Source organism: Streptomyces sp. NBC_01276, from assembly GCF_041435355.1.
In the GTDB taxonomy this organism is placed as follows: domain Bacteria; phylum Actinomycetota; class Actinomycetes; order Streptomycetales; family Streptomycetaceae; genus Streptomyces.
In genome coordinates this window covers 7226176-7250561 of sequence record NZ_CP108442.1, presented here as the reverse complement: position 1 = coordinate 7250561, position 24386 = coordinate 7226176, and the positions used below count along the sequence as shown (strand labels likewise).

Genomic DNA, 24386 nt, shown 5'->3' with positions numbered 1-24386 from the left:
CTAAGTTCGGGGCATGACAAAAGATCACGACAGCGCCCCCGGGGTCGTCGTCCGGCTGGACGGCGTGCACAAGGAGTACGGCGACGCGAAGGCCCTGGACGGCCTCTCGCTGGAGATCCGCAAGGGGGAGGCGGTCGCCGTGATGGGGCCCTCGGGCTGCGGCAAGTCGACCCTGCTCAACATGGTGGCCGGCCTGGACCGGCCGACGGCGGGCACCGTCGAGGTGCACGGCCAGGACCTGGGGTCCCTGTCGGAGACCGGTCTGGCCCTGTTCCGCCGCCGCGGCGTGGGCATGATCTTCCAGTTCTTCAACCTCATCGACGACCTGCCCGCCCTCGACAACGTGGCGCTGGCCGCCCAGTTGACCGGCGTCTCCGCCCGTCAGGCCCGCCGCCGGGCCCTGGAACTCCTCGACGAGCTCGGGATCGCCGACCGGCGCGACCACTACCCCGCCACCCTCAGCGGCGGCGAGCGCCAGCGGGTCGCCGTGGCCCGGGCGCTGATGAACCGGCCCGCGCTGCTGCTCGCCGACGAGCCGACCGGCGCCCTCGACAGCCGCTCCGGCGAACAGGTGATGGACCTGCTGATCGACCTCAACCAGATCGGCCAGACCCTGCTGATCGTGACCCACGACCCCCACCTGGCCACCCGCTGCGCGAGCCGCCTGGTCGAGGTCGCCGACGGCCGCGTGGCCCGCGAGAGCGCGCTGGCGGTGACCGCGTGAACGCCGTGTGGCGGGCGGCCCGCGCGGCCGTCCGGCGCCGCCGGGTGCAGACCTTCGTCATCGGGCTGGTCGTCCTGTGCTCCACCACCACCGTGCTGCTCGCCCTCGCCCTGCTCGACGCCGCGTCGAGCCCCTTCGAGAAGGCGCACGCCCGCCAGCGCGGCGCGCACGTGGTGGCGTCCTTCGACACCGGCAGGGTCTCGCCGGAGCAGCTCGCGCGGACCGCGGGCCGACCGGGGGTGGAGGCCTCGGCGGGCCCCTTCGGGCAGGCCGTCGTCAACGTTCCCGACGGCTGGCTCTGGACGGCGGGCGGCACGCTCTCCGTCGTGGGCCGGGCCGATCCGGCGGGCCCGGTGGACCGGCTCGAAATCCTCGAAGGGCACTGGGCCACCGAGCCCGGGGAGATCGTCGTCAACTGGCCCTCCCAGGGCTCCCCCGGCCCGGAACTGCTCGGCACCACCCTCGACTCCCCGGGGGGGCCGAAGCTGACCGTCGTCGGTTTCGCCGCCGGCATGAGCAAGTCGGCCAGCGCCTGGGTCACGCCCGAGCAGATGGCCGCGATGCACCCCACCTCCGCGCAGATGCTGTACCGGTTCACCGACGCGTCGAGCCGGAGCGGGCTGGACGCCGCCCTGGCCGAAGCCACCGCGGACCTCCCGGGCGGATCGCTGACCGGCGCGCAGGACTACTTCACCCTGAAGGCGGCCTTCTCGGCGCTGGCCGACTCCTACCTCCCCTTCATCACCTTCTTCGGCGTGCTCGGCCTCCTGGTGTCCTGCCTGATCGTCGGGAACGTCGTCAGCGGGGCCGTCGTCTCCGGCTACCGGCACATCGGCGTGCTCAAGGCCGTGGGCTTCACCCCGAACCAGGTCGTCGGCGTCTACCTGACGATGGTCTGCCTGCCCGCCGCCGTCGGCTGCGTCCTCGGCACCCTCGCCGGCAACGCCCTGGCGGGGCCGATCCTGAAGGTCGCGTTCGCCGGCATCGAGACCGGCCGGGCCTCCGTCGGCGCGTACGGCACGTGGGTGTCCGTCGTCTGCCTGGCGGGCATGCCCGCCCTCGTCCTGCTGACCGCCCTGGCCCCCGCCCTGCGGGCGCACCGGCTGCCCGCCGCACGGGCGATCAGCCCGTCCGGCGCTGCGCGTACCGGCCGCGGGCGGCGCGTGCAGCGGCTGCTCGGCGGCAGCCGGCTGCCGCGGTCCGTCAGCCTCGGGCTGGGGCAGTCGTTCGCCCGGCCCGCGCGCACCCTGCTGACCCTCTCCGCGATCGTGCTCGGCGTCACCACGGTGACCCTGGCGACCGGACTGACCGGCACGATGCTGGCCTACGCGGACGCGGGCCAGGGCGGGGGCACGCGGATCCAGGTGTCGGCGGGCGGTCCGGGCAACGGCCGTACCCCGCCGGCGCTCACCGACCCGCAGATCGAGGACCGGCTGCGGGCGCTGCCCGGCACGGCCGGGGTACGGGCTCGCGCGCTCTCCCAGGCTCACCTGGCGGGGCAGGCACAGACGGTCTTCGCCGACTTCTACCGCGGGGACGCGTCCCGGGATCCGTACCGGATCGTGCGGGGCCGGGCGCCGGAGGCGGAAGGCGAGGTCGTCGCCGGTCCGGCGTTCCTGACGCAGCGCGGGCTGGCGATCGGTGACCGGACCACGCTGGAACTGCACGGCCGGCAGGCCCCGGTGGTCGTCGTGGGAGAGCTCATCGAGGGCAACGCGCAGGCCCTGGAAGCCTCCTGGCCGACCCTCCTGAAGCTCGCGCCGGACCTCCGCGCCATCGAGTACACGGTGCGGCTGGCCCCGGGGACCGACGCACGGGCCCGTGCGAAGGACGTCGAGGCGATCGACCCGGGCCTGCGCGCCTCCGTTCCGGACACCTCCAACGCGGGCACGACGACCGTGGTGACCTTCTCCACGGTGTTCACGGTGCTGCTGACCGTCGTCGCCGCCCTCGGGGTGTTCAACACCGTGCTGCTGAACACCCGTGAGCGCCGCCGGGACCTCGGCATGCTCAAATCGATCGGGATGACGCCCCGGCAGGTGGTGGTGATGACGGTGGCCTCGGTCGCCGGGCTGGGCGCGGCCGGCGGCCTGCTCGGGATCCCGCTGGGCGTGGTGGCGCACCGGCTGGTCGTGGACCACGTCGGGGTGGTGTCCTTCCCGGAGTCGATGAAGGACGTCTGGCACGCGCCGCAACTGGCCCTCCTGCTGCTGGCGGGTGTGGTGATCGCCGTGCTCGGCGCGCTGGTTCCGGCACGCTCGGCCGCACGGGCGACGATCGCGACGGTCCTGCACACCGAGTAGGTTTTCGACCCATGCAACGACGACCTCTCGCACTGGTGCTCGACGTGCTGCTGATGCTGGTGGGCGCCCTGTTGGGGATCGCGACGAACTACGCGACCAACGTGGAGGGCGAGGTCCCGCTCCCGCTGCGGCTGCTCCGCCAGTGGTCGATACCCCTCGTCGGGATCGGCCTGCTGGCCCTGGTCGGCGGGCAGTTGTGGCTGCGCTGGCTGGAACGCCGGCCGGCCGCGCCGGCCGCCCGGTGGACGGCCGGACAGCCCCCGTACCCCGGGCTGGAGGCCTTCGGGGAAGAGGACGCGGCCGTCTTCTTCGGCCGGGAGCGGGAGACCGCCGAGCTGGTCGCCCGGCTGCACCCGGCGGTCCCGGCGCGGGCGCACCGGTGCGTGACGGTGGTCGGGCCCTCCGGCTCCGGCAAGTCCTCGCTGGTCCGGGCCGGGCTGCTGCCCGCGCTGACGGGGCGCCGCGCGCGCTGGACCGCGTACCCGGCCATCAACCCGGCACCGATCCGGTCGGCGCGCTGCACGCGGCCGTGGACGGCGGGCCACGGGACGGCCGGCCGAGGGTGCTGGTGGTGGACCAGTTGGAGGAGCTGCTGACGCTGTCGGGCGCCGGGGAGCGCACGGCCTTCGCGGAGGCGGTACGGGAGGTCCTGGACCGGGATCCGCGGCTGTGGCTGGTGGGCACGTTGCGCTCGGACTTCCTGACCGGGTTCCTGGAGGGCGCACTGGCGCCCCTGGTACGGGATCCGATGGTGATCGGCGCCCTGCCCCGGGAGGCGCTGCACGAGGTGGTGGCCCGCCCGGGGGCCGCCGCCGGGGTGGAGTTCGAGGCGGGGCTGGTCCCCCGGATCGTCGACGACTGCGGGGGCGGCGACGCGCTGCCGCTGCTCGCCTACACCCTCCAGGAGCTGTACCGGCGCGCGGGCGGGCCCGGGTCCGTGATCGGCCACGCCCTGTACCGGGAGGTCGGCGGGGTCGCGGGCGCGCTCGTCGGGCAGGCCGACCGGATCCGAGCGGAACTGCTGGGCCCCGGCGGTCCGCACGGCGACGACCCGGTGGTGGGGACGCTGCTGCGGCTGGTCACCGTACGGGGCGGGGAGGCGGTGCGCAGGCGGGTCGCGCGCGCCGAACTGACGCCCGCCGAGGGGGAGATCGCCGACGCCTTCGTCGCGGGCCGGCTGCTGACCTCCGACGCGGGGATCCTCGACCTGGCCCACGAGGCACTGCTGCGCCGGTGGCCGCCGCTCCGCGCGGCCGTCGAGGCCCACGTCGAGCGGCTGCGGCAGCGGGGCGCGTGGGAACGCTGGGCGCAGGAATGGGAGTTCGCGGGGCGGGGCGGGGCGTTCCTGCTGACCGGGGACCGGCTGGCGGACGCGCGGTCCTGGCTGGCCGGGCAGGCCGGCGCCCCGTCCGGGCTGGAGGTGTCGGCGCTCGTCGTGGAGTACGTCGACCGCAGCGCCCGTGCGGACGGCGCGGCGCGGGCCGGCACCGCGGACGCGGTGGCGGCCCGGGTACTGGAGAGCCGGGAGCCGGAGACCGCGATCGGGATCGCCCGCGCGGCGGTCACCGAGTGGGCGCCGACCCCGGGCGCCCTCCAGGCGCTGCGGACCGCGCTGGACGGCTCGCTGCTGCGGGCGGTGCACGGGGATTTCGGGGCGGCGGTGACGGGCGCGGCCTGGTCGCCCGACGGGACGCGGCTCGCGGCCTGTTCGGGTGACGGACGGCTGCGCGTGTGGGAGGCGGGCACCGGGGCGGGCACCGGGGCGGGCACCGGGGCGGGCACCGGGGCGGAGGCCGCGACGGGCGCCCTGGCCGAGGAGCCTTCGGCGGTGCTCGACGTGCCGGGCCGGTGGCCCCGTGCGGTGGTCTGGTCGCCCGACGGGGCCCTGCTCGTGTGCGCCACCCGCGACGCGCGGCTGACCTCGTGGGAGACGGCGTCCTGGCGCCGGTCGGCGACCGTACGGCACGGGGACGGCGGGGACGGCGGGGATGGCGGGGATGGCGGCGGGCACGGGGCGCTCGCCTTCTCCCCGGACGGCCGCCGGCTGGTGTCGGCGGCCGGCGACGGGGTGCTCCGGCTGTGGGACCCGGCCGCACTGTCCCCCGCCGGCACCCTGGAGGCGCCGCCGGGCATGGTGTGGAGCGCGGCCTGGTCCCCCGACGGCAGCCGGCTCGCGGCGGCCGGTGAGGACGGGGTCGTACGGGTGTGGCCGTCGGCGGGCCCCGGCGGCCCGGTCCCGGCCGGGCCCGCGCACCGGAACCGGGTCACGGCGTTGTGCTGGTCCCCGGACGGCGCCCTGCTGGCCTCCGGGTCGACGGACCGGACGGTGGTGCTCCGGGACGCGGCGACGGGGGCGGCGGTCCGCACGTTCGAGAGCATGGACGGGATCAACTGCCTGGCCTTCTCCCCCGACGGAACCCGGCTCGCCGCCGGTGACCAGCACCGCAACGTGCGCGTCTGGGACCTGCTCCCGGGTGAGGACCCGCAGGACGCGGCGCTCTGGCTCACCGGGCACCGGGGCGCCCTGTACGCGCTCTCCTGGGCCCCGGACGGCCGACGCCTGGCCACGGCCTCGCAGGACCGGACCCTCGCCGTGTGGGACACGGGCGCGCCGCCGTCGGTACTGCGCGGGCACACCGAGTCGGTGTGGCGTACGGCCTGGTCGCCGGACGGCAGCCGGCTGGCGAGCGCCTCCGAGGACGGGACCGTACGGGTCTGGCGGGCCCCGGAGTTCGGACCGCCCGAGGTGCTGTTCCCCGGGCAGTGCGGGGACCTGGCCTGGTCGCCCGACGGCACCCGGCTCGCGGTGGGCCGCCGGGACGGCACGGCGGCACTGTGGCCGCGCGACGGCGGCCCGGCGGCGCTGGAGCTGGACGGGCACGGCGACGAGGTGTCGGCGGTCTGCTGGTCCCCCGACGGGACCCGGCTGGCGACGGCCGCGCGCGACGGTCTCGTACGGGTGTGGGACGCGGCGGGCGGAGCCCCGCTGCGGGTGCTGCGCGGCCACCGGGACTGGGTCACCGGGGCCGACTGGTCGCCGGACGGAACGCGGCTGGCGACCTGCGGGACGGACCGCACGGTGATCCTCTGGGACCCGGACACCGGCGAGCGGGTCGGGACGTTGGAGGGCCACGCCGACCAGGTGTGGAAGGTCGCCTGGTCCCCGGACGGACGGCGGCTGGCCACCGGCTCCCGGGACCGCACGCTGCGGCTGTGGGACCCGGCGGGGTCCTCCGCGGGGCACGTGGTCCTGACGGGTCACGAGGACCGGGTCCAGGAGATCGCCTGGTCCCCGGACGGGACCCGGCTGGCCTCCGTTTCCCGGGACCGCACGGTCCGGCTGTGGGACCCCGCGTCGGCGACGGCCCCGGCCGTCGTGGTGGGGCTGCACGCCGACTGGGTCAACGGCCTGTGCTGGTCCCCCGACGGCACCCGCATCGCGACGGCCTCCCGCGACCGGACCGTCCGGCTGTGGACCCCGGCGGACCCGGACCCCGCGCCCCTGCTGCGCCTGTCGGCGGCCCGCGTGCTCCATCCCCCGACCCCGGAGGAACGCCGCGCCCACCGGCTCCCGCCCCCGCCCTGACCCGTGGGAGGGTGCGCGGATCCGGCGGGGGCCGCCGGGCCCGTCGTCGAAGTGGCTCCTGAACGGCGCCACTTCGGCCCCGGGGGCCTGCGTCCGCTTCCGCCGGCGTCCGGCGGTCGTGGCCGCGCGGCGGGCCGAGCGGGCGGCCCGGTCGGCCTCCCGGTGGTGGGCTTCCGCCCCGGCGAGGGCCTCGTGGGCGAGGTCCCGTTCGGCGAGGTCCCGTTCGGCTCGGGCCCGTTCGGCTCGGGCCCGTTCGGCTCGGGCCCGTTCGGCAGCCCGCTCCCGCCGGGTGACTTCGGCGTCGGCCCAGGGCCGCCACGCGCTTCGCGCCCGCCGCGTCACCGGCCGCCCCGAGCCCGCGCCGCGGCCACGTCCCGCGCGGCCGTGAACCCCGCCGGACGGTGCGCGTACAGCGCGTCGACGACCTCGTCCGGGTCCCCCTCCGCATCCGCGTCCACGCACCCGCTGTCCGGTATCGCCGTCCGCGGGACGCGTTCGCGCGCGGCGGGGACCCGCCCGGGTGACGAAGATCGCCGGAACGGGCCACCCGGGCGCCCCACGCGGGTGAAGTGCGCCCGGCCGCCGCTTCCCGGCCGGGGCGGAGACCGTTGGGAGGGGCATGAACAGTCCCATAAAGGCGATAAGCGCCCCGATACTGGCCGCGGCCGGCTCCGCCGACGCCCCCGGCATCCCTGCCCCGGCCACCCCGGCTGCTCCGGCCACCCCGGCCACCCCGGCTGCTCCGGCCGCCTCGGCCACCCCAGCCGCCCCGGCCGCTTCGGCCACCCCTGCCGACCTGGCCACCCCGGCCGACCTGGCCACCCCGGCCGACCTGGCCGCCTCGGCCACCTCCGCCGCGCCGCCCGACCCGCCCGACCCGGTGCCCCGCTTACGGTCCACGCTCCGCGACGGCGTCCTCGCCGTCAGCCTCGCCGGGGAGTTCGACCTCTTCACCTGCGCCCCCCCTGCGCGGCCTCCTCGACGAAGGCGCCGCCGGCGGCGCCCGACGGCTCGTCCTCGACGCCGCCCTCGTCACCTTCTGCGACTCGGCCCTGCTCGACGTACTGGACGGGTGGACCCGCAGCGGACGCTCCTGGGAGACCGCCGCGACCTCGCGGTCCCTGCGGCTCCTGCTGGACCTCGACGCCCGTGTGCGCCCTCGCCCCTCCGACCGGGAGCGGGTGGTGGGTCCGTGACCTTCACGCTCCTCACCCCGGCCCCGCTGCTGCCGGCCGCCCTCCTGGCCCGGTGGCTCCCCCCGCCACCCGGGCCGTACCGCCCGGAGCCCCTCAGCCGGTCGCCTCGACGATCCGGCCGTCGCGCAACTCCACCACCCGGTCGGCGAGTTCCATCAGTTCCGGATCGTGGGTGGCGACCAGGGCGGTGACCCCCTCGCTGCGCACCACCGCGCGCAGCAGCCGCATGATCGAGCGGCCCGTCTCGGAGTCCAGCTGGCCGGTGGGCTCGTCCGCGATGATCAGGGCGGGCTCATTGGCCAGCGCGCGGGCCACCGCGACGCGCTGCTGCTGACCGCCGGACAGCTCCCCGGGGCGCTGTCCGGCGTGGTCGGCGAGACCGACCAGGGCCAGCAGGGTGCGCACGCGCTCCTCGCGCTGTTTCGCGGGGACCCCCCGCATCCGCAGGGGGACGCCGACGTTCTCCGCGGCGGTGAGCACCGGGATCAGGCCGAAGGACTGGAACACGAAACCGATCCGGTCCCTGCGCAGCGCGAGCCGGCCGCTCTCGTCCAGGCCCGTCAGATCGGTGCCGTCGAGCTCGACGGTGCCGCCCGTCGGGGAGTCGAGTCCGCCGACCAGGTTCATGAGGGTGGTCTTGCCCGACCCCGACCGCCCCTTGAGAGCGGTGAGTTCACCGCGCCGCACCTCGAACGAGACGCCGCGCAGGGCGTGTACGGTCCGGGCCCCGCTCCCGAAGCTCCGCCGGAGGTTGCGCACCACCACCATGGGCGCGACGGCGGTGGTGGCGGCGCTGACCTGCTGCTGGGTCATGGTGGGTTCCCCCTCGAATCGGCGGGCGGCGGCGCCGCCCCGGAGAGCGCTTCCGACACTCTCCCGCCCTCACGTCCGAATTTGCTCATCTGTCACATCCATCACGCAAGTCCCTTCCGCTACTTGATCGCATCTGACAGCATCGTCCGCTATCCGGGGCCTTTAGTCCGGATGGGGGAGGAACAGGCACATGCTCGGCTTCGTCATGCGCCGGCTGCGCGGGCGTTGGCCGCTCGCCACCGCCGTACTGCTCACCATGGTCATCACCACGACCGCGCTGACCGCCCTGCTGGCGTTCACCCGGAGCGTCGGCGACGCGGGCATGCGCCGGGCCCTGACCGGACCGGAACGGGCGCGCACCGCCGTCGTGCTCACCGGCGAACACGCCCTGCCACAGCGCCCCGCCGACGACGCGGCCGTACGGGCCTTCACGGACCGGGTCTTCGGCTCCGTGCCGACCGGCGCCGAGAGCCTGGCGCGCAGCCGCTCGTACGGGCTGCCCGGCGAACGGGCCCCCGGCAAGGACGCCGACCTCACCCTGCTCGCCGCGCTGGACCGCAACCGCGTACGGCTCCTCGCCGGCCGGTGGCCCGAGGCGGTCGGCCCGAACCCGGGCAGGCTGCCGGTGGCCCTGCCCACGGCGGCCCTGACCCGCCTCGGCCTGGCCCCCGAGCGGCTGCCCGCCGAGGTCCGGCTGGAGGACCGCCTCGGCGGCGCCCCGCTGGACGTGCTCGTCACGGGCGTCTACCGGGCCGCCGAACCGGACGCCCCGTACTGGCGGCTCGACCCGCTCGGCGGACGCGAGGTGCAGGTCGGCAGCTTCACCACCTACGGCCCTCTCCTCGTCGACGACTCGGCCTTCACCGCGGGCGGCCTCCCGCAGAACAGCCGCGCCACCCTGCTGACCCCCGACTTCACCGGCACGCCCCGCTCCGCGGTCGAGGCCGTGCGCGGCCGGGCCGCCGCGGCCGAAACCACGCCCCCCTCGGGGTTGACGGTGAGCGGCGAACTGCCGTCCTTCATAGCGGACCTGCAGTCCGGTCAGCGGGTCGCCCGCTCCACCCTGCTCGTCGGCGCCCTCCAGCTCGCCGTCCTGGCCTCGGCCGCCCTGCTGCTGGTGGCCCACCTCCTGAGGGAACGTCAGGAACCGGAGCGGGTCCTGCTGACCGCGCGCGGCGCCTCCCGCCGCCGGCTCGGCCTCCTCTCCGTCGCCGAGTCCCTGCTGCTCGCGGTCCCGGCCGCCGTGCTCGCCCCGCTGCTCACCCCCCTCCTGCTGCGCCTGGCGGTCCGCTACGGGCCGCTGGCCCACGTGCCGTTCGACACGGGCGGCTCCTGGCTGCTGTGGCCGGCCGCGGCGGTCTGCGCGCTGCTGTGCGTACTGCTGACCACGCTGCCCGCCGTCCTGCGCGGCGCCACGGCCGCCGCCCTGCGGCGCGGCGGGCGCCGTCGGGCCGTGGTGTCGGGCTTCGCCCGCTCCGGCGCGGACCTGGCACTGGTGGCCCTCGCGGTCCTCGCCTACCGGCAGCTCTCCCGGTACGGCGGCGGCGCGGGGGACGCCGCTCCGGCTGGGGGCGACGTCCTCGGCGTGGACCCCGTCCTGGTGGCGGCCCCGACGCTGGCCCTGTGCGCGGGCACCCTGCTCGTGCTGCGGCTGCTGCCCTTCGCGGCCCGGCTGGGCGGGCGGATCGCCGCCCGGGGACGCGGGCTGGGTCCGGCCCTGGTCGGCTGGCAGTTGGCCCGCCGGCCGCAGCGGGCCACCGGACCGGTGCTGCTGCTGGTGCTCGCGGTGTCCAGCGGGGTGCTCGCCCTCGGCCAGCACTCCGCCTGGTCCGCCTCCCAGCGCGACCAGGCCGACTTCGCCACCGCCGGCGGCCTGCGGATCACCGGCGGCGACCTGGCCCCGATGGGCCGGGGCGGCCGGTACGCGGCCCTGCCCGGCGGCGACCGCATCATCCCGGTGATCCACACCGAGGTGGCCCTGCCGGGGAACAAGCCCGGACGGCTGCTCGCCCTGGATTCGCGCGCAGCCGGCCGGCTGCCGCTGCGGGCCGACCTGCGCGACGGACGGCCGACGGCCGAGTTGTTCGCCCCGCTCGCCGTGCCCCCGGCCGCCCCGGGTGCCGGGCCGGGCGCCGACGGGATCGCCCTGCCGGGTGACCCGCGGCGCATCGACCTCGACGTGTCCGTGACCGCCGACCCCGCGTCGGCCGGCCGCCCGACGCTCGGGGTGCTGCTGCGCGACCGGTTCGGGCTCACGTACCGGACCCCGGTCGCCGCCCTCCCGACGAGCGGCTCGGGCACCGTCTCGGTCCCCCTCGACCCGCTGACCGGATCCCCGCTGGGGTCCGCCGCCGGCCCCCTGCGCATCGTGGGCCTCGTGATGTCCTACGGGCTCCAGCCGACGTGGTTCGACGCCGAGTCGGTGGTCCCGGTCGAGGGGGAACTGGCCCTGCACCGCGTCTCGGTGAGCGAGACCCCGGGCGGAGCCGCCGCACCCGTGACGGCCACCGCGCCCGACTGGCACCTGCGTACCCCCGAAGCGGCCAAGGGGGTCCCGGCCGCCGCCCTGCGGCCCGCCGCACCGGACCTGCTGCGCCTGCACTACCAGGGCCCGCCCGGCAAGCCCGTGGAGGTCTCGCTGAGCCCCGGCGGCCCGCCCGCCGAGGTCCGCGGGGTCGCCACCCGCGGGTTCCTCGCCGCCGTGGGGGCCTCCGTGGGCGACAAGGTGCCCGTCCGGCTGGGCGTCACCACCGTGCAGGTGCGGATCGCCTCGGCCGTCGGGTCGCTGCCCGTGGCCGGTGACACCGCCCTGGCCGTGGACCTGGACGCGGCCGCACGGCAGCTCGCGGCCGAGGACGCCAAGGACCTGCCGCCCGCCGACGAGTGGTGGCTGCCCGCCTCCTCGCCGGACGACCGGGAGCCGGCCCTGGCCGCCGCCCGGATCCGCGCGGGCGCCGGCTCGCAGAAGGTGCTGCTGCGCGAGGAGGTCGCCGCCGGTCTGCTGCGAGATCCGCTGAGCGCGGGCCCGCAGGCCGCGCTGGCGGCCCTGGCGGTGGCGTGCGCGGTCCTCGCCGCGATCGGCTTCGGTGCCTCGGCGGCCGCGTCCGGACGGGAACGGGCCCGCGAGCACGCGATCCTGACGGCCCTGGGCGCCCCGCGGGCCCGGCTCGCCGGGACCGCCGCCGCCGAGGGCTGTCTGCTGGTCGGCCTCGGGACGGCCGTCGGGCTGGGCCTGGGCGCCGCGATCGTCCATCTGGTGGTACCGCTGATGATCCTGACGCCGGCCGCGCAACGCCCGGTGCCCGGGGTCGTGGTGGACCTGCCGGGTCTCCAGACCCTGTTGCTGGCCGCCGCGGTCGCGGCGGTGCCCCTGCTGTCGGCGGTGCTCGGCGGCCGCGGGCGACGGACCGACCGAGGTGCAGCCGCGCGGCTGCGGTACGTGGAGGAGATGTGACCACCCCGCCCGCCGGTCCCGAGGGCACCGCGCCCTCCGGCCGGAGCACCCCCGGCCCCACCCCGCCCGGCCCGCACACGGCCGCCGGCGGCGTGCCGCCCGGCAACCCGGCGGCCTCCGGCCCCTCTTCCGGGCCGGGGCGCCCCGCCCGGCACGACGGCGGGAGCACCGGCGACGGCGCCGCCCCAGCCACGACCCGCACCACCTCCGGCCGCGCCACCGGCCCCTCCGCCGACGCGGCCGGCGCCCCCACGGACCGGACCACCCGTACGACCCGCACCGCCGGCGACGGCGGCGGCGGCCGTTCCCCGGCCGCCGTGCCGCGGGGCGGCTCCGGCGTCCCGTGGGTGCGCACCCGGCTCCGGGCGATGCCGCTGGCGGCGGGGCTCGCCGCGGCGCTGGCGTTCGTCGCCGTCCTGCTGGCGGCCGCCCTGCCGCGGGCCCTGGACCGCGGCGCCGACGACGCCCTGCGCTCCTACCTCCACGAGCAGGGCCCCGGCCCGACCAGCCTGTACGCCAGCGCCCGCGCCCTCCCCGGCCAGAGGACCCCGCAGTCGCTGGACTCCGTCCTGGCGGCCCTGCGCGCGAACACCGGCCCCCGTACCGGCATCGAGCTGGCCGCGACCGGCCCGGTCCACGGCACGGTCACGGTCACCCCGCAGGCCTTGTCCAACCCTGAGCTCAAGAGGATGCCCGGCGACCCCCCGCCGGACACCCTGCTGACCCTCCTCCACCTGCCGCAGGCCGCCTCCCACGCCCGCCTCGTCGAGGGGCGCTGGCCCGGCGGCGCGGCCGAGGGCGCCCCCCTGCCCGTGGCCCTGGCCAAGAGCGCGGCCGAGACCCTGGGCGCCCGGGTCGGCACGGTCCTGACGACCGCTTCCGCCGTCGGGACCCCCTTCCTCGCGGAGATCGTCGGGCTCTACGTCGCCGAGGACCCCGCGGAGGTCTACTGGGACGGCCTGCCCTGTCCCACGGCGGCCTGTCTGACGCCCTTCTGGCGGGTGACCGCGCTGGTCGGAGCCGAGGGGCTCGGACGGCTCGACACGTGGGGCGGCACCGTCAACGACTTCTGGCGGCTCCCCCTGGACACCGGGACGCTGCGCGCCGACCGGCTGCCGGACGTGGCCGCCGCCGTGGCCTCGTACGTGGCCGGGTCCACCGCTTCCGACCTGCGGCGGACCACCGGGCGCGAGCAACTGCAGGTCACCTCCGGGCTGCCGCGGCTGTTCACCCAGGCGCAGGCCCGCCAGCAGGCGGTCGCACCGCTCGCCGCCCTCGGACCCGCCGGACTGGCCGGAGAGGCCCTGGTGGTGCTGTGCCTGGCGGCCGGGCTCGGCGCGGACCGCCGTACGGCCGAACTGCTGCTGCTGCGCGCCCGGGGAGCCTCGCGCCGCGGCGTCGTCGGCCGGCTCCTCGCGGAGAACGCGGTCACCGTGCTGCCGGCCGCCGCGCTCGCCACCGCCCTGGCCGTGGTGCTGCTGCCGGTCCCCCGCCTGGCCCCCACCCTCCTCGGGGCCGGGGCCGTCACCCTGCTGGCACTGCTGGCCTTCCCCGTACGGGCCTTCGTCCTGCTGTCGGCGCCGAACAGGCGGGCCCCGCGCAGGCGGCTGGTGGCCGAACTGCTCGTGCTCGCCGTCACGGTGGCCGCCGTGGCCGAGGTCTCCCGCCGCGGCATCGCCCCCGCCGGGACCGGCCTCGACCCGCTGCTGGTCGCCGCCCCGCTGCTGCTGGCCCTGTGCGGGGGCCTGCTGCTGGCCCGGTTGCTGCCGATGCTCGTACGGGGCCTGACCCGTGCGGCGGGACGCGGCCGCGGGCTGGTCTCCTTCCTCGGTCTGGCCCGCGCGGCCCGCGGTGGCGGCGGCTCCCGGCCGTCCGTCCTGCCGTTGATCGCGCTGCTGCTGGCCGTGACCGCGGGCGGCTTCGGCGCCACCGTCCTGGCCTCCGTGGACACCTCCCGGCAGCAGGTGGCGCGGGCCGCCGTCGGCGGCGACGCCCAGGTGGCGGCGCCCCCGCTGGGCACCGTGCCCAAGGAGTTCACCCGGGCCGCCGCCGGGCTGCCCGGCATCCGGACCTCCGTCCCGGCGTGGGTCGACGACTGGGGCTTCGTCATGGGCACCCAGCAGGGCTCCACCCAGGTCACGGTGATCGTCGCCGACCCGGTCACGTACGCGGAGCTGTCCCGGGCCGTGGGCCGGGGGCAGTTCGACCCCGCACTGCTGGCCGGGGCCGGGGCCGACGCCCCGCTGCCCGCCCTGTTCGGCAAGGGCCTGGCCGCGCAGACCACCGGTGGCGGCGTGCAGGAGCTGCGCTTCAGCGACGGAAAGACCCTGCCCGTGAAGCCCGTCGCCGTGATCGACGGCACTCCGGCGCCCGGCCCCGCCGCCTACACGGTGGTGCTGCCGGCCGGTCCGACCGCGGCCCGGCTTCCCCGGGTCGAGCAGGCCACCCACTGGTTCGCCCTCGGCCGGGCCGAGGAGGGCCCGCTGCGCGACCTGCTCCGCACCACCGCCCCGAACGGCACGGCGGATCCGTACACCGTGCACACCAGCTCGGCGGCGGCCGCCGCACTCGCCCACGCCCCCCTCCAGGCCTCGGCGGCCCGGGTGTTCTGGGGTTCCCTCGCCGGGGTGGCGGCCTTCGCGCTGCTGGCCGTCCTCCTGAACCTGGTGCGGGCCGCGCCCGAACGGGCGGCCCTGCTGGCCCGGTTGCGGACCATGGGGCTGCAGCCCCGTGAGGGCCTGGCCCTGATCCTGACCGAGTCGCTGCCGCAGGCCCTCGCCGCCGCGCTGGGCGGCGGCCTGGTCGCCGCGGCGGCCGTCGCCCTGCTGGGTCCCTCCGTGGACCTGTCCACGCTGGTCGGCTCGGCCGTGCCCACGGGCGTGCGGCTCACCGCGTGGCCCGTGCTCGCGCAGTCCCTGGGCCTGGCCGCCCTGCTGGTGCTGGCCGTGGTCGCCGAGGCGGCGATATCGGGCCGACGCCAGATCACCACCGAGTTGAGAGCGGGAGACCCACGTTGACCAGCGAAGCGCCCACCTACGAGGAGCTGCGGAGCGCGGCGCTGGCCGCCGCCGCGCCGCGGACCCGCTCCGAGGACACCGCCATCGCCTGCGACCGCCTCGTGCGGATCTTCACCTCGGCCGGGGTCGAGGTGCAGGCCTTGCAGGGGCTGGAGCTGACGGTGGCCCGGGGCGATCTGGTGGCTCTGGTCGGCGCCTCCGGAAGCGGCAAGTCGACCCTGCTGAACATCCTGGCGGGCCTGGACGTGCCCACCGCCGGCACGGCTTCGGTGGGCGGCCACGACCTGCTGGAGATGTCGGCGCGGGAGCGGCTGCGCTACCGGCGCGAGACGGTGGGCTTCGTCTGGCAGCAGACGGTGAAGAACCTGATGCCCTTCCTGACGGTCGCCCAGAACATCGCCCTGCCAATGCAGTTGAAGGGCGGCGGCCGTCGCGGCGGCGCGGCCGCCCGGCGGGCCGAGCGCGTCGGCCGGCTGCTGGAGGCGCTGGAGATCGGCGAACTCGCGGGCCGCCGACCGGCCGAGCTCTCCGGCGGCCAGCAGCAGCGCGTGGCCATCGCCGTGGGCATGGCCAACGAGCCGGCGGTGCTGCTCGCGGACGAACCGACGGGCGAACTGGACTCGGAGACCGGCGCCGCCGTCTTCGAGGCGTTCCGCACCGTCAACCGGGAGTTGGGGGCGACGGTGGTCATCGTGACCCACGACCCGATGGTGGCGGGCGAGGTCCGCCGTACGGTGGCCATCCGCGACGGGCGCACCAGCAGTGAGGTGTTGCGCCGGACGGTCACCGACGAGCACGGTACGGAGTCGGTCAGCGAGCGCGAGTACGTGATGCTGGACCGCACCGGCCGGGTGCAGCTGCCGCAGAAGTTCCTGGAGGCGCTGGGCATGGAGCACCGGGTCGCGGTCGACCGGGCGTCCGACCACATCGAGGTCCGCCGCGACGACGCGGACGACCCTGACGCCCCTGACGGCCCGCGCGACGGGGACGGCCTGCGCGACGGAGACGTCCCGGACGCCGGCGCGGGGCCCGCCGCGCCGTAGGACGGCCCTTCCCGCCCGCCCGCGGACCGGTCGTCGGGGTGCGGGCGTCACTTCCGTGGTCCGGGTGTCGTTAGGCGCTCGGGGTTGACTCGGGGGCGAAGGGATGACGGAATGCGGCAGTTTCCTCTGGAGTTGCGCCACGTGGCGCCGGGACGGGTGGTCGAGTGGCGGTTGCGGTCGACGGCCGTGCCGGCCGACGCGGACGGGGGTGACCCGGCGGGCAGAAGGGCCTCGTTCAACCAGGACAAGCACTTCACCGTCGCCGAGGAGAGCCGCGGCGCCGACGACCCCGTCGCGTCGTGGCTGGCCATCACCTTCGAGGTCGAGGGCGCGCTCGACGAAGCGGCCCTCGCCCAGGCGCTGCTGGGCTTCGTCCGGCGGCACGAGGTGCTGCGCTGCGAGTTCCGACGGCTGGCCGGTGAGCTGGCGTGCGAGCCCCTGGCTCCCAGGGAACTCGCCCTGGAGGCCGAGCACGTGGCCTCGTTCGACTCGGCGGAGCGGCTGCGGACGTTCCTGGTGGAGCGTTTCAAGCGCAGCATCGACACCCTGTCGTGGCCGCTGTTCACCATGGGCGCGGTGCTGCGTCCGGACTCCGCCACCGTGTACCTCGCCTTCGACCACATCGTCTGCGACGGCATGTCGATGCCGATCGTGGTCCGCGAGGTGATGACGGCGTACGAGGCCCTGCGGCGCGGCGACGAAGGGGACCTGCCGGCGGTCCCCAGCTACCTCGACTTCGCCGAGGAGCAGCGCCGCCGCTACCTCTCCATCGAGGCGGACGACGAACGCCTGGGCTACTGGAAGTCCTTCATCGACCGCAACGGGGAGTTCTTCCCCCGCTTCCCCCTGGACCTGGGCGTGGAGCCGGACCGGATGTACCCGATCGTCAACGAGGCCTCGTCGCTGCTGGACCCGGCCGAGGCCGAGGTGTTCGAGAAGACCTGTCTGCAGGTGGGCGCGAAGCCGTTCATGGGGCTGCTCGGTTCGGTCGCCGTCTGTCTGCGGGACGCCGGAGGTCCGGGCGTCTACCGGGGGTTCATGCCGGTGAGCGAGCGCGGGCGCGGTTCCTGGAACGACGCGGTGGGCTGGTTCGTCAACACCATGCCCATCGAGTTCGACGCCTCTCCCGGCAGGGACTTCGCGCAGGTGATGGCGGCGGTCCGGGCGGGCTTCGGCGAGATGATCTCCCACATCGACGTGCCGTTCGTGCGGGCCTGGGAGCTGCTGGCACCCGAGGAGTTCGCCGCCCGTTCCTGGCCGTATCCGGTGAACTTCTTCTCGTACATCGACATGCGCAAGTGCCGGGGCGCGGAGCGCCACCACGAGTGGCGGCCCGCCACGCACGTGTGGTCGGCGCGCGCCAACGGGGCCTGCTCGTGGTTCCAGCGGGACGCGGACGGACTGCACATGAACTCCCTCTACGTGGACACGGCGCCCGCCCGCCGCACGATGGGCGACTTCCAGGACGCGCTGCGCGAGACCGTGCGGAGCGTGGCCCGTACGGGCGGTTTCCGCCGGCCGGGCCGGCTCGCCGGGCCGCGGCGGTCCGCGGAGCAGGCGGCCCCGCTCAGGGCCTGACCGGCGGGAGGGCGGCGGCGCGGGCGAGCAGCAGGTCCCGTTCGCGGACGTTGCGGGTGAGGGCGGCCGCCCTCTCGAACTCGGCGCGGGCCTCCGGCCCGCGTCCGAGCCGTTCCAGCAGGTCCCCCCGTACGCTCGGCAGCAGGTGGTAGGAGCGCAGGGCGGGCTCGTCGGCGAGGGCGTCGACCAGCGGCAGGGCCGCCCCGGGGCCCTCGGCCATGGAGACGGCGACGGCCCGGTTCAGTTCGACGACCGGTGAGGGCACCAGGTGGACGAGCCGTCCGTAGAGGGCGGCGATGGTGGCCCAGTCGGTGTCCTCGTAGCGGACGGCCGCCGCGTGGCATCCGGCGATGGCGGCCTGGAGGGAGTAGGGGCCGGTGCCCGCGCGGTGCAGGGCGTCGACGCCGCGCCGGATGAGGAGCCGGTTCCAGCGGGCCCGGTTCTGGTCGGCGAGCAGCACCGGCTCCCCGTCGGGGCCGGTGCGGGTGGCGGTCCTGGAGGCCTGGAACTCCAGGAGCGCGCAGAGTCCGTGGACCTCGGGCTCCTTCGGCATGAGGGCGGCCAGCACCCGTGCCAGGCGCAGGGCGTCCTCGCAGAGGGCGGGCCGGACGAGGTCGTCGCCGGCGGTGGCCGAGTAGCCCTCGTTGAAGATCAGGTAGATGACTTCGAGGACGGAGGCGAGCCGCTGTTCGCGGTCGGCGCCGTACGGGACCTCGAAGGGCACCCCGGCCTTGGCCAGGGCCCGTTTGGCCCGGACGATGCGCTGGGCGACGGTGGGCTCGGAGGCCAGGAAGGCGCGGGCGATCTCCTGGGTGGTGAGGCCGCCCACCAGGCGCAGGGTGAGCGCGATCCGGGCGTCGGTGGCCAGTACCGGGTGGCAGGCGGTGAAGACGAGGCGCAGCAGGTCGTCGTCGATGTCGTCCGGGGCCGCGGGCTCGGCGGGCGGGGGTACGTCCTCCAGGGTGCGGCCGACCTCCGCGAGCTTGCGCGCGTAGGTCTCCCTGCGGCGTACGAGGTCGACCGCCCGGTGCTTGGCGGTGGCCATCAGCCAGGCACCGGGCCGGTCGGGGACTCCGGAGAGGGGCCACTGTTCGAGCGCGGCGACCAGGGCGTCCTGGGCGAGTTCCTCGGCGATGCCGACGTCCCGCACGATGCGGGTGACGCCGGCGATGATCCGCGCGGACTCGATCCTGAACACCGCTTCGACCGCCTGGGCCGTACTCACTGCCGTCACGGCCACCCATCAGAGCAGCCGTGACGGACCGGGGCAAACGCGGGGCGGGCGCGGAGCGTCACATCTCCTGGATCTGGCGGAGTTCGGCGCCGACGTGCCAGCTGGTGGGGTGGATCGACAGGAACCGCTTGGTCCATTCCAGTGCCTCGGCCTTGTCCTTGCACTGGAGGAGGGCGTAGCCGCCGACGACCTCCTTGGTCTCGGTGAAGGGCCCGTCGGTGAAGCTGAGCTTCCCCCCGGACCAGTCGACCCGGGTGCCCTCGGAGGTGGGGAGCAGCCCGGCGGTGTCGAGCATGACCCCGGCCTTGGTGATCTCCTCCATCAGGGCGCCCATCCGCTCCTCGAAGTCCGCGGGGAAGCCCTCGGTGGGAAGGTTCTGCTCGTCGATGCGGATCAGGCTCAGGAAACGCGGCATGGTGACTCCTCGGTCGGGAGGGCGGGGACGTTCCCCGTCTCTCACCCCTGCGTCGAACGGGAGGCGCCCGGATCGACAGCTCCCGGGAAATTCTTCGGAGAATCCCGGAGGGCGGCCACCCGACAGAGGCCGGCGGGTGGGTCCGGACCCGTGCCCACCGGGGCTACTGCCGAGTAGGATCGCGGCCCCAGGCCCCTCCGAGAGGCCGGGGCGGCCCATCCGCGCACCCGCCGCTCGCCGGACCAGCGGGCGGTGGCGGCCGCTCGGCGACCGCCCGCCGGGCCGCGCATGCCGTTGCGGTCCAGGACGGTTCCGCGTGAGCCGCCCTGACGCCCTCAGGGCCGGACGGGCGGCACCAGATCGCTCTCGCTGACGGTGTACGTCAGCGGGGGGTAGACGAAGTCCGTCTCGTGGTTCTCACGTCGCCGCAGTCGGTAGAACTCGCTCCGCTGCTCGTCGTCGGCCCGCTGGAGGCGCGCACCCTGCGGAAGGTGGGCGTGTCCGCCGTGAAATCGAAGGAGGGTCTTCGACGTCCGAAACGTGACGCCCAGCCATCGGTTGTCCGCCGCCCCGATGGGCGTGGCGGCTACGATCTTGTGCCTGAGCCGCCGATTCGAGTCGACGGAGAACGCGACGACGCCGTTGTGGGCGAGGGGGATCTCGAACGCGTCACCACCGGACCCCTTTGATTCGAAGATCAGCTTCCTCGACGGGCTCGCTTCGGGATTCCGGTAGCAGGAGAAGACGGCGATGAACGAATCGTCGGCAAGATCGAGGGCTTGGTCGGAATGGGCGCCCATGGTCCTGTAGGCGTTCGTGTAGTTCTCGATGAGAGCGTTGTTGAAGCCGACCGAAAGCGCCGCACGTTCCTGGACCTGTCGCGCCAGCCGTTCGTGCACCGCCCGGAAACGCTGCGTCGGATTGCCGTACCGGGTGGTGGTGCGTACGAGGGGCACACCGTCCGACTCGTCGATCCTGGTGAGCGTGGCGCCTTGCCGGCCTTTCCCCACGTCTTCCCAACGAACCGATGCGGACAGCTCCGCGAAGAGGTTCTCCTCGGCCGGCAGAGCGCACGAGAGGATCTCGTCCGAGATCCTAGACCCGGGGGGCAACATAGTCTCCCGTGTTCATGCTGAAGAGGAATTCGTCGCCGTAGTCGATGAAGGACGAGGTCCTGTTCTCCTCGGCGTACAGCCTGCGCAGCTCGTCCATGCCCGCCGGCGTGGGTGGCCCGAGCCGCACCAGGCCTCCGGCCGCTTTGAGGAACGTGTGGCCGTTCTTGTGAACGGCTTCGGCGCTCGAACAGCGCACCACGTATCCCAGGCGGGTCGGGAGCGATTCCGCGTCCAGTCCCGAAGGCCGGATCTCGTGCGTGTACAGGCGGTTGACGGACAGCGGCATGAAGAACACGGAGCCGGGATAGAGGGTCAGGGTGAACTGCGCGGGGAGCGCGACCCCGTCGCGTTCTCCGCTCGGCTCCTTGAGGCGGAAGTGGAGCCTGGTCAGCCCGCTGACACCCTTGACCCCGTGGTCGAAGGCGTCTTCGGCCAGGGGCTGCAGCTTGTCGAGCCCGTCGTAGAAGGTGCAGAAGGCCATGATGCCGTTGACGGGCATGTCCTTCGTCTTGTCGGCATGGGCCGAGATCTTGGCCTTGGACTGCTTGCGCCCGGCCGTCGCGAGGGTGTTGTGGTAGATCTGGGCGAGGACGTGATTCAGCGGTGCGTGGTTCCGGAAGACGGCGGCGGCCTCGCGGTTCAGGTCCTCGACGATGCTCGTGTCGGTCGGGCGAAAGCCCTCGGTCGGCCCCGAGAGGTTCGTGGAGCACCGGAGCAGGCGGAAATGCAGTTCGTCACCGTTTCGCGTGACGGGCGTCAGATAGATGCCGCTGCGATGGGCGGTTCCGGGCTTGGTGGACTCCGTCAGGGACTGGAACGCGTGCTCCGCACGGATCCGTCCGAAGTGATCGGCACCGGGGCCGAAGAAGCGGCGGTAGTACACGCCGGCACCGTGCACACGGACGGGAACCCGGCCGAGGCCGACGGGCGTCCACGGCTCGCCGGCGTCCTCCCGGTAGCCGTGTGACAGCTCCCGGATGACGAACACCCGCTCCGCCGCATCCAGTTGGCGGCGGCTGACCCCGGATACGTCGCCACACAGGTAGACGGTCTTCTGCGCGAGGTCCGGCGAACCGGAAGCAAGGTCCTCCGGGGTGGTCGTGGACCCGAAGAACTCCCTGATCACGTCCTGGTCGTGCAACGTCGAAGGCGCGACCAGGATGTTGCCCGCATCCTCGATGCGGGCTTCCGTCGGCTCTGTCGCGTACTTCAAACCGGACCTGCCCTTCGCACTGGGACCCTCCCCGTCCACGACGTCCACAGATCCTGGTGGATTGCCCGAAACCGTGGACATGGCAACGGCCCGCACTCTTTCGCCCGCGTTGCGATGCGCGGACGAAAGGAGACGGACCGTTGAAATTTGATGATCTCACGGGGCTTGACGTCGGGCAACGGGTGCTGCTGTACGGACGGTGCGCGGAGCCGCTGCGGTGAGGTCGCGCGGGTGTGGCCTCCGATCCGTCCGCTTCCGGCGCATCCGATCGGTGGGCCGTGGCGGAAGAGACGTGCAGGGCCCCCGGTCACACGTCGGCGGATCGGGGGTCCGTCCGCGCGCCCCCGCGCCCTACCTGCTGTCGCCGGACCAGTCCCAGTGGTCCGCGTCGCCGGGCCGGCGGCGGTAGTGGGCCCGCCCGCCCGGCCCGTAACGCCCTATCTCGGTGGGCAGCCGGGCCTCCTCGCCCAGTCGGCGCACGCTCCAGCCGGTGACGTCGAGGAGCAGCCCGTCGAGGGGGCCGCCGACGAGTTCGCCGTAGCTGTGGCCCGGTCGCGGGCCCGGGTCGGGGTCGTCGTGGTCGCCGCCGTAGACCCGGCGCCGCAGCATCCTGTCGTCCATGGGGCCAGCTTCACAGGCGGCACTGACAATCCCGCCCGGAGCGGCCCCGTCCGGCCGGGCTCCGGCGTCCGCGCGCCTTGTCGGGACCACCTAGGCTGACGGTCACGGCAGACAAGCGACCAAGGAGCACACCCATGGCCCGTCGGGTACACCGGCCACTGGAGGACGAGGAGTTCGACTTCATCGTCGGCATGACCGGGGGCCCGGTCCTCGTCTGCTTCACCGGCACCTGGCCGAAGGCCGTGGAGGCCTGCCGGGTGATGGACGGACTCCTCGCGGAACTGGCGCAGGAGTACGGGAGCCGCCTGACCGCCGTCCGCGCCGACATCACCCGCTGCCCGGGGGCGGTGCTCCGCCACGGGGTGACCGGGGCGCCCACCGTCGTCCTGCTGCGGTCCGGGGAAGCGGTGGCGACCCACGCCGGCCCGCTGACGGGGGACGAGTTCCGGACGTTCCTCGACACCCACCTCTGAGCCGACCGCCCCGGTGGGGCCGGGGACGCGCGCCCGGGTGAACCCGGTCAGACTGGCCGAAAGTGGCATAGGTGAGATAGGTGCCTCAGGCATGTAATGGAATCCGGCGAGACGGAACCATCGCTTGCGAGGTGTTGCTTTCCATGTCCGATGCCGTTGCCTTCCCCCAGGACCGAACCTGTCCCTACCACCCGCCGGCCGCCTACGAGCCCCTCCGGGAGGCGCGCCCCCTCTCCCGGGTCACCCTCTTCGACGGCCGCTCCGTATGGGTGGTCACCGGCCACGCGCAGGCGCGCGCCCTGCTCTCCGATCCGCGCCTGTCCACGGACCGCACCAAGGAGTCCTTCCCAGCCCCCACCCGGCGGTTCAAGGGGCTGCAGAACCGGCGCGTCGCCCTGCTCGGGGTGGACGATCCGGAGCACAACACGCAGCGACGGATGCTGATCCCCAGCTTCTCGGTCAAGCGCACGGCGGCCCTGCGGCCCAGGATCCAGGAGACCGTGGACCGGCTGATCGACGCGATGGTGGCGGCCGGGCCGCGCGCCGAGCTGGTCGGCGCCTTCGCCCTGCCGGTGCCCTCCATGGTGATCTGCGCGCTCCTCGGCGTCCCCTACGAGGACCACGAGTTCTTCGAGGCCCAGTCGCGCAGGCTGCTGCGCGGCCCCGAGCCCGCCGACGTCGAGGACGCCCGCCACGAGCTCGACACCTACCTGGAGGCCCTGATCCGGCGCAAGCGCACCGATCCGGGCGACGGACTGCTGGACGAACTCGTCACCGACCGCCTGGAGACCGGCGAGACCGACATCGAGGAACTGGTCTCCCTGGCCACGATCCTGCTGATCGCGGGCCACGAGACCACCGCGAACATGATCTCGCTGGGCACCTTCACCCTGCTGCGCCACCCGGAGCAGCTGGCCGAGCTGCGGGCCGACCCCTCGCTGATGTCGGAGGCGGTGGAGGAGCTGATGCGCTTCCTGTCCATCGCCGACGGCATGCTGCGGGTCGCCACCGAGGAGATCCGGATCGGCGGGGTCACCATCCGGCCGGACGACGGGGTGGTCTTCTCCACCTCCGTCATCAACCGCGACGACGCGGTGTTCCCCGAACCGGACGCCCTCGACTGGCACCGGCCGGCCCGGCACCACCTGGCCTTCGGCTTCGGCATCCACCAGTGCCTCGGCCAGAACCTGGCCCGCGCGGAGATGGAGATCGCGCTGGGAACCCTGTTCCGGCGCCTGCCGGGCCTGCGGCTGGCGGCCGAACCGGACCGGATCCCGTTCAAGCCGGGGGACACCATCCAGGGCATGGTCGAACTCCCCGTGGCCTGGTGAGCGGCGTGCGGATCTCCGTTGACCAGGACCGCTGCATCGGCGCCGGCCAGTGCGCGCTGACCGCGCCCCAGGTGTTCACCCAGGACGACGACGGGCTCGGCGAGGTGCTGCCGGGACGGGAGGACGGACACGGCAGCGCCCTCGTGCGGGAGGCCGCGCGGGCCTGCCCCGTCTCGGCGATCACCGTGGGAGAGGACTGAGGTACCGGCCGGGCGCGGCGGCGATTTCCTGTACAGTCGTCCAGGAAATCGGTTCCCGAGACGGAGGGAG

17 protein-coding genes are annotated in these 24386 nt (G+C 75.0%); 11 read left to right on the top strand and 6 right to left on the bottom strand.

The genetic code is table 11. The features are described 5' to 3' along the window. Positions 1–13: 13 nt before the first annotated feature. The 4 genes from OG295_RS32620 to OG295_RS32605 are packed head-to-tail and all read left to right on the top strand — an operon-like array spanning position 14 to position 6613. Complete coding sequence (locus OG295_RS32620; protein WP_371680216.1) at positions 14–724, top strand: ABC transporter ATP-binding protein; 711 nt, start codon at positions 14–16, stop codon at positions 722–724. After that, a complete protein-coding gene (locus OG295_RS32615) occupies positions 721–3027 on the top strand; it encodes an FtsX-like permease family protein (protein WP_371680215.1) in 2307 nt (768 codons plus the stop codon). The genes OG295_RS32620 and OG295_RS32615 overlap by 4 nt, the downstream gene beginning before the upstream one ends. Before the next feature lie 11 nt (positions 3028–3038). Then, on the top strand, positions 3039–3623 hold the full coding sequence (locus OG295_RS32610; RefSeq protein ID WP_371680214.1) for an ATP-binding protein: 585 nt from the start codon (positions 3039–3041) through the stop codon (positions 3621–3623). Then, on the top strand, positions 3599–6613 hold the full coding sequence (locus OG295_RS32605) for a WD40 repeat domain-containing protein (protein WP_371680213.1): 3015 nt from the start codon (positions 3599–3601) through the stop codon (positions 6611–6613). The genes OG295_RS32610 and OG295_RS32605 overlap by 25 nt, the downstream gene beginning before the upstream one ends. Positions 6614–7902: 1289 nt before the next feature. Here OG295_RS32605 and OG295_RS32600 read toward each other — a convergent pair. After that, entirely contained in the window at positions 7903–8622 is a 720-nt protein-coding gene (locus OG295_RS32600; protein ID WP_371680212.1) for an ABC transporter ATP-binding protein, read from the bottom strand. A gap of 190 nt (positions 8623–8812) precedes the next feature. Here OG295_RS32600 and OG295_RS32595 point away from each other — a divergent pair, with 190 nt between their 5' ends. The 4 genes from OG295_RS32595 (at position 8813) to OG295_RS32580 (ending at position 17714) form a co-directional block, all read left to right on the top strand. Continuing rightward, on the top strand, positions 8813–12076 hold the full coding sequence (locus OG295_RS32595) for an FtsX-like permease family protein (protein WP_371680211.1): 3264 nt from the start codon (positions 8813–8815) through the stop codon (positions 12074–12076). Further along, positions 12073–15093, top strand: coding sequence for a hypothetical protein (locus tag OG295_RS32590; protein WP_371680210.1), 3021 nt, complete (start codon positions 12073–12075; stop codon positions 15091–15093). The genes OG295_RS32595 and OG295_RS32590 overlap by 4 nt, the downstream gene beginning before the upstream one ends. Continuing rightward, positions 15090–16136, top strand: coding sequence for an ABC transporter ATP-binding protein (locus OG295_RS32585; protein WP_371680209.1), 1047 nt, complete (start codon positions 15090–15092; stop codon positions 16134–16136). Before OG295_RS32590 ends, OG295_RS32585 begins: the two co-directional genes overlap by 4 nt. A gap of 111 nt (positions 16137–16247) precedes the next feature. Continuing rightward, positions 16248–17714 carry a condensation domain-containing protein gene (locus OG295_RS32580; protein ID WP_371680208.1) on the top strand — a complete coding sequence of 489 codons (1467 nt, stop codon included), beginning with the start codon at positions 16248–16250 and terminating at the stop codon, positions 17712–17714. On the opposite strand, the gene OG295_RS32575 is transcribed toward OG295_RS32580, so the two are convergent. The 5 genes from OG295_RS32575 to OG295_RS32555 all read right to left on the bottom strand — a co-directional run bounded on the left by OG295_RS32575 (position 17704) and on the right by OG295_RS32555 (position 22312). Next, complete coding sequence (locus OG295_RS32575; protein WP_371681375.1) at positions 17704–18939, bottom strand: RNA polymerase sigma factor; 1236 nt, start codon at positions 18937–18939, stop codon at positions 17704–17706. The two genes, OG295_RS32580 and OG295_RS32575, sit on opposite strands and share 11 nt — an antisense overlap. 67 nt (positions 18940–19006) lie before the next feature. Next, positions 19007–19363, bottom strand: coding sequence for a YciI family protein (locus OG295_RS32570; RefSeq protein WP_371680207.1), 357 nt, complete (start codon positions 19361–19363; stop codon positions 19007–19009). A gap of 335 nt (positions 19364–19698) precedes the next feature. Beyond that, on the bottom strand, positions 19699–20475 hold the full coding sequence (locus OG295_RS32565; RefSeq protein ID WP_371681374.1) for a hypothetical protein: 777 nt from the start codon (positions 20473–20475) through the stop codon (positions 19699–19701). Further along, the gene (locus tag OG295_RS32560; protein WP_371680206.1) at positions 20459–21691 is read right to left on the bottom strand and encodes a hypothetical protein; all 1233 of its coding nucleotides are present in this window, start codon (positions 21689–21691) and stop codon (positions 20459–20461) included. Before OG295_RS32560 ends, OG295_RS32565 begins: the two co-directional genes overlap by 17 nt. 351 nt (positions 21692–22042) lie before the next feature. Beyond that, positions 22043–22312, bottom strand: coding sequence for a hypothetical protein (locus tag OG295_RS32555; RefSeq protein ID WP_371680205.1), 270 nt, complete (start codon positions 22310–22312; stop codon positions 22043–22045). A gap of 134 nt (positions 22313–22446) precedes the next feature. Between OG295_RS32555 and OG295_RS32550 the strand changes: the two genes are divergently transcribed. The 3 genes from OG295_RS32550 (at position 22447) to OG295_RS32540 (ending at position 24316) form a co-directional block, all read left to right on the top strand. Continuing rightward, entirely contained in the window at positions 22447–22785 is a 339-nt protein-coding gene (locus tag OG295_RS32550; RefSeq protein ID WP_371680204.1) for a thioredoxin family protein, read from the top strand. Between the two features lie 143 nt (positions 22786–22928). Further along, complete coding sequence (locus OG295_RS32545) at positions 22929–24116, top strand: cytochrome P450 (protein ID WP_371680203.1); 1188 nt, start codon at positions 22929–22931, stop codon at positions 24114–24116. 5 nt (positions 24117–24121) lie between these two features. Beyond that, positions 24122–24316: a ferredoxin gene (locus tag OG295_RS32540; protein ID WP_371680202.1), complete on the top strand. Its 195-nt coding sequence runs from the start codon at positions 24122–24124 to the stop codon at positions 24314–24316. The last annotated feature ends 70 nt before the right edge of the window (positions 24317–24386 follow it).

Coding starts and splice junctions, on each gene's coding strand:
- OG295_RS32595 (WP_371680211.1), top strand. CDS start 8,813: ATGCTCGGCTTCGTCATGCGCCGGCTGCGCGGGCGTTGGCCGCTCGCC.
- OG295_RS32555 (WP_371680205.1), bottom strand. CDS start 22,312: ATGGACGACAGGATGCTGCGGCGCCGGGTCTACGGCGGCGACCACGAC.
- OG295_RS32550 (WP_371680204.1), top strand. CDS start 22,447: ATGGCCCGTCGGGTACACCGGCCACTGGAGGACGAGGAGTTCGACTTC.
- OG295_RS32545 (WP_371680203.1), top strand. CDS start 22,929: ATGTCCGATGCCGTTGCCTTCCCCCAGGACCGAACCTGTCCCTACCAC.
- OG295_RS32620 (WP_371680216.1), top strand. CDS start 14: ATGACAAAAGATCACGACAGCGCCCCCGGGGTCGTCGTCCGGCTGGAC.
- OG295_RS32580 (WP_371680208.1), top strand. CDS start 16,248: ATGCGGCAGTTTCCTCTGGAGTTGCGCCACGTGGCGCCGGGACGGGTG.
- OG295_RS32610 (WP_371680214.1), top strand. CDS start 3,039: ATGCAACGACGACCTCTCGCACTGGTGCTCGACGTGCTGCTGATGCTG.
- OG295_RS32600 (WP_371680212.1), bottom strand. CDS start 8,622: ATGACCCAGCAGCAGGTCAGCGCCGCCACCACCGCCGTCGCGCCCATG.
- OG295_RS32570 (WP_371680207.1), bottom strand. CDS start 19,363: ATGCCGCGTTTCCTGAGCCTGATCCGCATCGACGAGCAGAACCTTCCC.